This is a genomic window from Anaerolineales bacterium (assembly GCA_022866145.1).
In the GTDB taxonomy this organism is placed as follows: Bacteria; Chloroflexota; Anaerolineae; order Anaerolineales; family E44-bin32; genus PFL42.
In genome coordinates this window covers 1-6,216 of sequence record JALHUE010000136.1, presented here as the reverse complement: position 1 = coordinate 6,216, position 6,216 = coordinate 1, and the positions used below count along the sequence as shown (strand labels likewise).

The 6,216-nt window shown below is 66.1% G+C and carries 7 protein-coding genes and 1 tRNA gene; 3 read left to right on the top strand and 5 right to left on the bottom strand.

Translation table 11 applies throughout. From position 1 onward, the window contains the following. The 3 genes from MUO23_04245 to MUO23_04235 form a co-directional block, all read left to right on the top strand. Nucleotides 1–571 (top strand): hypothetical protein (locus MUO23_04245; GenBank protein MCJ7512160.1); only part of this gene is annotated, 571 nt, incomplete at its 5' end. A gap of 42 nt (nt 572–613) precedes the next feature. Next, nucleotides 614–697, top strand: a tRNA-Leu gene (locus MUO23_04240). Between the two features lie 40 nt (nt 698–737). Then, on the top strand, nt 738–1,652 hold the full coding sequence (locus MUO23_04235) for a hypothetical protein (GenBank protein ID MCJ7512159.1): 915 nt from the start codon (nt 738–740) through the stop codon (nt 1,650–1,652). Nucleotides 1,653–1,833: 181 nt separating this feature from the next. Here MUO23_04235 and MUO23_04230 read toward each other — a convergent pair whose 3' ends face one another. From MUO23_04230 to MUO23_04210, 5 genes are all read right to left on the bottom strand, one after another. Next, nucleotides 1,834–2,670 carry a tetratricopeptide repeat protein gene (locus tag MUO23_04230; protein ID MCJ7512158.1) on the bottom strand — a complete coding sequence of 279 codons (837 nt, stop codon included), beginning with the start codon at nt 2,668–2,670 and terminating at the stop codon, nt 1,834–1,836. A gap of 166 nt (nt 2,671–2,836) precedes the next feature. Next, nucleotides 2,837–3,346 carry a hypothetical protein gene (locus tag MUO23_04225; protein ID MCJ7512157.1) on the bottom strand — a complete coding sequence of 170 codons (510 nt, stop codon included), beginning with the start codon at nt 3,344–3,346 and terminating at the stop codon, nt 2,837–2,839. Between the two features lie 24 nt (nt 3,347–3,370). Next, nucleotides 3,371–4,411 (bottom strand): L,D-transpeptidase, encoded by a 1,041-nt coding sequence (locus MUO23_04220; GenBank protein MCJ7512156.1) that lies wholly within the window; start codon nt 4,409–4,411, stop codon nt 3,371–3,373. A 51-nt stretch (nt 4,412–4,462) separates the two neighbouring features. Beyond that, nucleotides 4,463–5,458: a L,D-transpeptidase gene (locus MUO23_04215; protein ID MCJ7512155.1), complete on the bottom strand. Its 996-nt coding sequence runs from the start codon at nt 5,456–5,458 to the stop codon at nt 4,463–4,465. Further along, nucleotides 5,455–6,216: N-acetylmuramoyl-L-alanine amidase (locus tag MUO23_04210; protein MCJ7512154.1), on the bottom strand; the 762-nt coding region annotated here is incomplete at its 5' end. The genes MUO23_04215 and MUO23_04210, both read right to left, overlap by 4 nt.

Below are 6,216 nucleotides of genomic sequence, written 5' to 3'. Positions count from 1 at the left end.
GGGCTATGATGTCTGCCGGGCACTTGCCCCGACTGGCACCTCAATCATGGCTCCCTCCCGCCGCGCGGTACCACCCTTCAGCCTGGTCTTCCCCGCAGTCGTGCTGGCGGCGGGGCTCGCCGGCTGTCGTCCGGCCGCCCCCATCGAGGCCGGTCGGGCGGCGTTGGTCCTGCGCGGCCCTGCCGGCCGCCTGCAGCGGGCCTGTGTTCGCCTGACCGGCGATAGCACCAATGGCGAACAACTGCTGCTCGACTCCGGCTGGGAGGTCAGCCTGGATGCGGCCAATCCCATGGGATCTATCGTGTGTGCCATTGATGGCGAAGGCTGCAGCTTCCCGGCCGAGAAGTGCTTCTGCCAGTGCAGCACTCTGGGAACGTGCCGCTATTGGGCCTACTTCACGCTGGGCCCCGATGGCCGATGGGTTTACTCCCCGCTCGGCGCCCGGGCTCAGCCGGTGATCAACGGCGATTTACACGCCTGGGTCTGGGTGTCGGGGGCCAGCTCGGCGCCCGGGACGCTCGAAGCCCTGCTGCCCGACCTGCGGTTCGCCGACGTCTGTCCCCCACCGTAGTGCCTATCGGCCGAGGTCCGGCTGATATACAATCCTCGCCTGGGGGCGGTGGCGGAACTGGCAGACGCCGGGGACTTAAAATCCCTTGAGGGCGACCTCGTGTGGGTTCGACTCCCACCCGCCCCATTCGGCCTCGCCCAACGACAGGGCGGAGCAAGGAGTTGAGATGAAGAAGTCCACGCAGCCTTGGATCTTGCTCGCCGCCACCGCCCTGTTGATCCCCGCCTGTGCCCTCCCAGGCATGACGGCGCCAACACCGATCGTCTTCCCCACCCCCAACGCCACCTTGACGGCAATCTTCCAGCCGACGGCAACCGAGGCGGCAGCCCTGGTGCCCACCTTGGCTGCCCCGACGATGACCCCCACTGGGCCGATGGCTACCGTGCCTCCCTCCCCTGCACCGACGCTGGATCCATCCAAGGTGCGGCCGAACGGCGCGCCGGTGCGCGCCGTCCGCCTGGCCGCCCCACCAACCGTGGATGGCGACCTCTCGGAGTGGTCCTCCAGTATCTACACCTCTGACCAAGTGGTCTATGGCAGCGGCAACTGGACCGGCTCAGCCGACTGCTCCGGCGCGTATTACATCGGATGGGATGCCACTTCCCTGTATGTCGCGATTGGGGTCCGAGACGACAAGCACGTGCAGATCGCTAGCGGCTCGAAGCTGTACCTCGGCGATGATGTGGAGATCCAAGTGGATGCCAACCTGGCCGGTGACATGACCGCAGCCTACTTGAGCAGTGACGACTACCAGCTCGGATTGTCGGCTGGCGACTTCGGCAGTCTAGCCCCGGGGGCCTACCGCTGGTATCCGGCGGCGTCTGCCGGCAAGTTGAGCAACGTGACCGTCAAAGCCAAGCCCACGGCCGAGGGCTACGCCCTGGAAGCCCAAATTCCCTGGAGTGCGCTGGGGATCACCCCGGTGGAGGGTCAGACGTTCGGCTTCGCCCTCTCGCTCTCGGACAACGACCGGGCGGCCACCGCCGTGCAGCAGAGCATGGTCTCGAGTGTGTCGTCCCGCAAGCTGCTCAACCCGACCACCTGGGGAACGCTGGTCCTGGAGGGCCCGTCCGGCAAGTAGCCAGAGCGCAGGCGCCCTGGCCCGAGACAGCGACTCGGCCGCGCCCCCCTGGCGATCGTGGCCGGGGAATCCTCAGAACGCCCTCTGGAGGCTCGGCGAAAAGACAGCCTGGGGATTACCCCGCGCTGATCAGGTACGCTTCAGACATGTCTCCACAACGGAGACCGATGGACCCGCCGCCCTAGAACAAGACCGAGGCCAACTCGTCCCGGTACTGCCGCGTCAGCAGGTCATCGTCGCCGAGCAAGGCGAACAGCGCCAGCAGGATGTTCTTGGGCAGCCCCTTGCGATAGTGCTTATCCTGGCGCAGGATATCAAGCAGTCCGTCCATCGCCGCCTCGAGATTGCCTTTCGAGAGCAACCTGGCAGATTGATGCAGCTGGGCGGCCAGCGGGTCGTCTTCGGGTCGTTCACCGTTGCCCTCGACGTCCGCCAGGATCTGCGCCAGCGGGCGGAGCTTCTCGGCCTCCGCCCACTCCGTCCCCGCCGGGAAGTCGGCGAGGGTGGAGAGCGCCTCATGCCCGCGCCCCCGCATGATCAGGCACTTGACCAGCCCCAGGGCGGCGGCAGGATTGTCATCGGCTTCCGCCAGCACCCCTCGGTAGGCTTCCTCGGCCTCCGCCCAGTGGCGCGTCCCTAGCAGCACATGCGCTTCTTGCAGCTGGTCCTGGGTCTTCCCGGGAGCCAGCTTCTCCAGGAAGCGGCGCACGGCGGACTCCGGCTGCAAGCCGACGAACTCGCCAGAAACCTCACCGTTGCGGAACCCCTTTACCGCCGGGATCCCCTGCACACCATAGCGGACAGCCAGGCTGGGATTGTCGTCCACGTTGACCTTCGCCAGCAGGAACGATCCCCCGCCTTCAATTGCCAGACGCTCCAGCAGCGGCCCCAACGTGCGGCACGGGCCGCACCAAGGTGCCCAGAAGTCGACGACCACCGGCACCTCGTGCGAGCGCATCAGCACATCCTGCTCGAACGTGCTCTCATTCACATCTTGAATATGCTCTGACAAACCCACGGAGCAACCTCCCATGGATGACCTGATCCCGGCCTAGCGGCGACAGCCTGCTCTTGGCGCCTGCCCCTTCGGCAGGCAACCCTCTGGAATTCAGGCTGCTGCCTATGGCAGCATTCTACAACGACTACACCAGCACTTCAGCGGATGGCTGACGGCCGGGCAAGGCCTATTCGGGGGTCTCAGGCGGCTCGGGCGCTTGCGGTTGGTCCACCCGGACAACCGTCCCGTGGAGGTCGACGACGACGCGGAAGCCGACCATCCCCAGCCACATGCGAGCGTCTTCGGGCAGCCCTTGCTGCAGCAGCAGGTCGCTTTGCGCCGGCGCCTGGCGCAGCGACGACTCGATGGCGGCCTTGGTGAAGATGTCTTCCTGCCCGATCATCTCCATCGTTCCCCGGGCAATCAGGTCCTCGTTGCCGCGGATCATCCCTACCAGGTGTTCAATAACCTGGCGGTCGATGACCTCACTTTCGATATGCCGCAGGAAACCGGCGTCATCCACTACGTAGAAGGCTTGGTCGCCAACGCTCTTGACGGCCACCGCCCGCTCCGACTCATCGACCACCAGTCCTTCAAAGAGCGCCTTATGGCCCACGGGCACCTTGCCTTCCTCGGTGGTATGCCGGAAGCAGCCGCCGACGGTCGGCTTGCCCGGCGACCCCGGTCTCGATCCCACGTTGCCGATTCTAGCGCCGGTGCGTTAGATCTTTATGAGAACTTGGGTGCCGGACTCGCTCCACATCTCTCGCTCATACAGCGGCACGACAGGCTGCGTCCAGCGGTACACCCACTTCGCAGCTTGAGGGGTCAGGTTGACGCAGCCGTGGCTGCGGGGCGCGCCGAAGTCGTTATGCCAGTATGTCCCGTGAAAGGAGATGCCGTCGTTCGTGATGTAAGCGACCCAGGGGACACCAGGCAAGTCGTAGCCTGTCGCCAGATTCCCGACGGCCATGTGCCGCGAAGCGCGCTTGCGGAAAGTCGAGAAGCTCCCCTTGGGAGTGGCGAACTTCCCGTCTGCCGTATGCTGGCCGGTGGACACCCGGGTCGAGAACACCAGGTCGGCGCCCTCGTAGCACTGCACCCACTGGCGGGACATGCTGACTTCAATCCGCTTTTCCTTTGCCGGGACGTCGGGGGACATCGGGGTCAGCTCCGCCAGCGGAATCGGTCTAAAGTGCTTGGCGCGGGCGTAGTACTCCCGGTCGAACTTGTCGTCGTCGATTCGGTACCATTCCCGCCCCTGCTCGTTGCGGACGACGCCCAGCACCCAGTGGGTGGTCTCGTAGTAGTAGCGATACTGGCGCTCGGAGCCGCTGTCTGGCTCGGAGTAAGCATCGACGAAAGGCGTACACACCTCGACCAGTATCCCCGTCCACGGGATCGCGCTCAGAGGGGCAGCCGGTTCGTTCCGCACCGGCTGGATCCCAGAGGAGTGCGCGAATCCCACCCGGTCGATCTCGTACCACACGCGGTTGTGCTCGGGGAGGCGATCGCCGACGACGGCGGCGTCCAGCGAAAGCAAGTCATCGCGAACGAGGGTTCTCACCCTGGCCGCTCCAAAGGACGGAGTGCGGAACACATCCAGCGTAGGTTCGGCCACGCGGCCCATCTGGCCGGCCGGCAATTCCTGTGACTTGCCGGACCAGGCCACCGGCACCCCCAGGGACAGCAGGCCGAAACCCGTCGCTTGCAGGAAGCCGCGTCGACTCAGGGATTCAGGGATCTCGATAGCGTCAGGCATCAGCCGCTCAGCCGCATCGCCGCATCCGCGGGACCTGCAAGTCGCGGACCGTCATGGGTGAACATTGACGAGGGTGCCGATCGAGGCGAAGTCATACAGCCACTCGGCATCCGGGGTCTGCAGGTTGACACAACCATGGCTCATCGGCGTCCCGAAGTTGTTGTGCCAGTAGGTCCCGTGCAGAGAATACCCCCGGTAGAAGTACATGGTGTACGGGACTCCGGGCAGGTAGTAACCAGGGCCTGCCATCGGAGTCGACAGGTACTTGAGGTAGATGCGGAACTGGCCGGTGACGGTCGGGTGCCTCCAGGTCCCCGTCGAAACGACAAAGGTGCGCACAGGAGTGGCGCCGTCGTAGGCCGTGACGCGCTGAGCCCCGAGGTCGACATCGATCCAACGGCCTTCGTCGGCCAGCTGGCTTGGATCGGTAGTGTATTCCCACGAGACATTGGGACGGGTCGTGGGCGTGGGAGTGATGGTCGGCGTGGAGGTTGCCGTCGGTGTGGGGGTCTCGGTCGGCGTCGGCGTGAAGGTCGACGTGGGGGTTGACGTCGGAGTCAGACTGGCCTTCTCAGCCAGGGGTGGCGCCAGCTGTGGCTGACGCGCATCCACGGGTTGGCCTCCAAGCCACAGTGCCGTGGCTCCGACCAGGATCAGCGCCGGCAGCAGGACGGCCGGCGAAAGCCAGCGGCGGACCGAGAGGGCTTCGATGGGGAGGATCCGCAACCCGATGTCTGGAGGAATCCGGGCCTCTTGCAGGGCAGCCTTCTGCTCTGTCCGAGGCAGGCGGCGCACCAGCCAGCGAATCGCCTTGCGCGCCGGTCGGCTCTTGGGGTTGATCTCCAGTGCCCGGGCGGCGTAGGCCAGGCCTGGCCGGGGTTCGGAGGCCGCCGCCAAGAACAGCCATGGCGCCTCGGCATGCGGGTCCAGGGCGGCTGCCTGGCGGGCCATGCGGCGGGCCGTACCCTTGTCTCCGCGCTCCAAGGCCTGGCGGGCCGCCTCCAGCGCCTCGGCAAAACCCGGCCGCCTTGCCTGGGGTTGGGTCATGGCTGAGGTTGTGCCGGGTCCAGGTCGATCGGCTCGTTGTTTAGGTAGCAAAGGATGCCGTCGACGATGCCGTCGGCGGCCTGTTCCGGGTGGGAGGTCAGAAACTCACGGTCGAGGTACAGGAACCCGGTCTCGATGATCGCAGCCGGGGTCTGGCCGTGGATCTCATAGAAGGAATGGTATTCCGTCATGTCGCGGGTGATGCTGCCAGGGTGGAAGGCCAAGCCAGTCGCCCGCCCGTACCGGTCCTCAAGACAGGCCACCAGCCGGGAGGCTCGCTCGGGTGTGGGCGAATCCGGCGCTGCCGCCACCTTGTAGCCCGTCGCCTGTTCGTTGATCCACACGCAAGCGTCGGCATGGATCGAGACCAGTGCCGCGGCCCGATAGCCGCCCAGGCTGTCGTCCCACTCCTCGAGCAGGTCGGCCGGGATCCCCGCCGCCTCGAGCCCGCGCACGACCAGCTTGGCGATCTCACGGTTGACTTCGGCCTCGGTCAAGCCATCGGGACAGACCGCGCCCGGATCTTCCAGCCCGGAGTCAGGATGGACGCCGGAGTGGCCGGCAACCACCCCCACCACGCTGGCCTGAGGACCGAACAGGTCTGGCAAGTTGATGACGGAGGCGGGGGCTTCCGCCGGGCCTTGCTCGAGCCCAAGGACCAGTTGGCCGACGAGGTCGCTGGGGTTCAAGCTGGCTGGAGTCCAGGCGGTGAGGACCGTGGCCAACACGAAGGCCGCCCCCAAGGTGAGCGAGAGGTG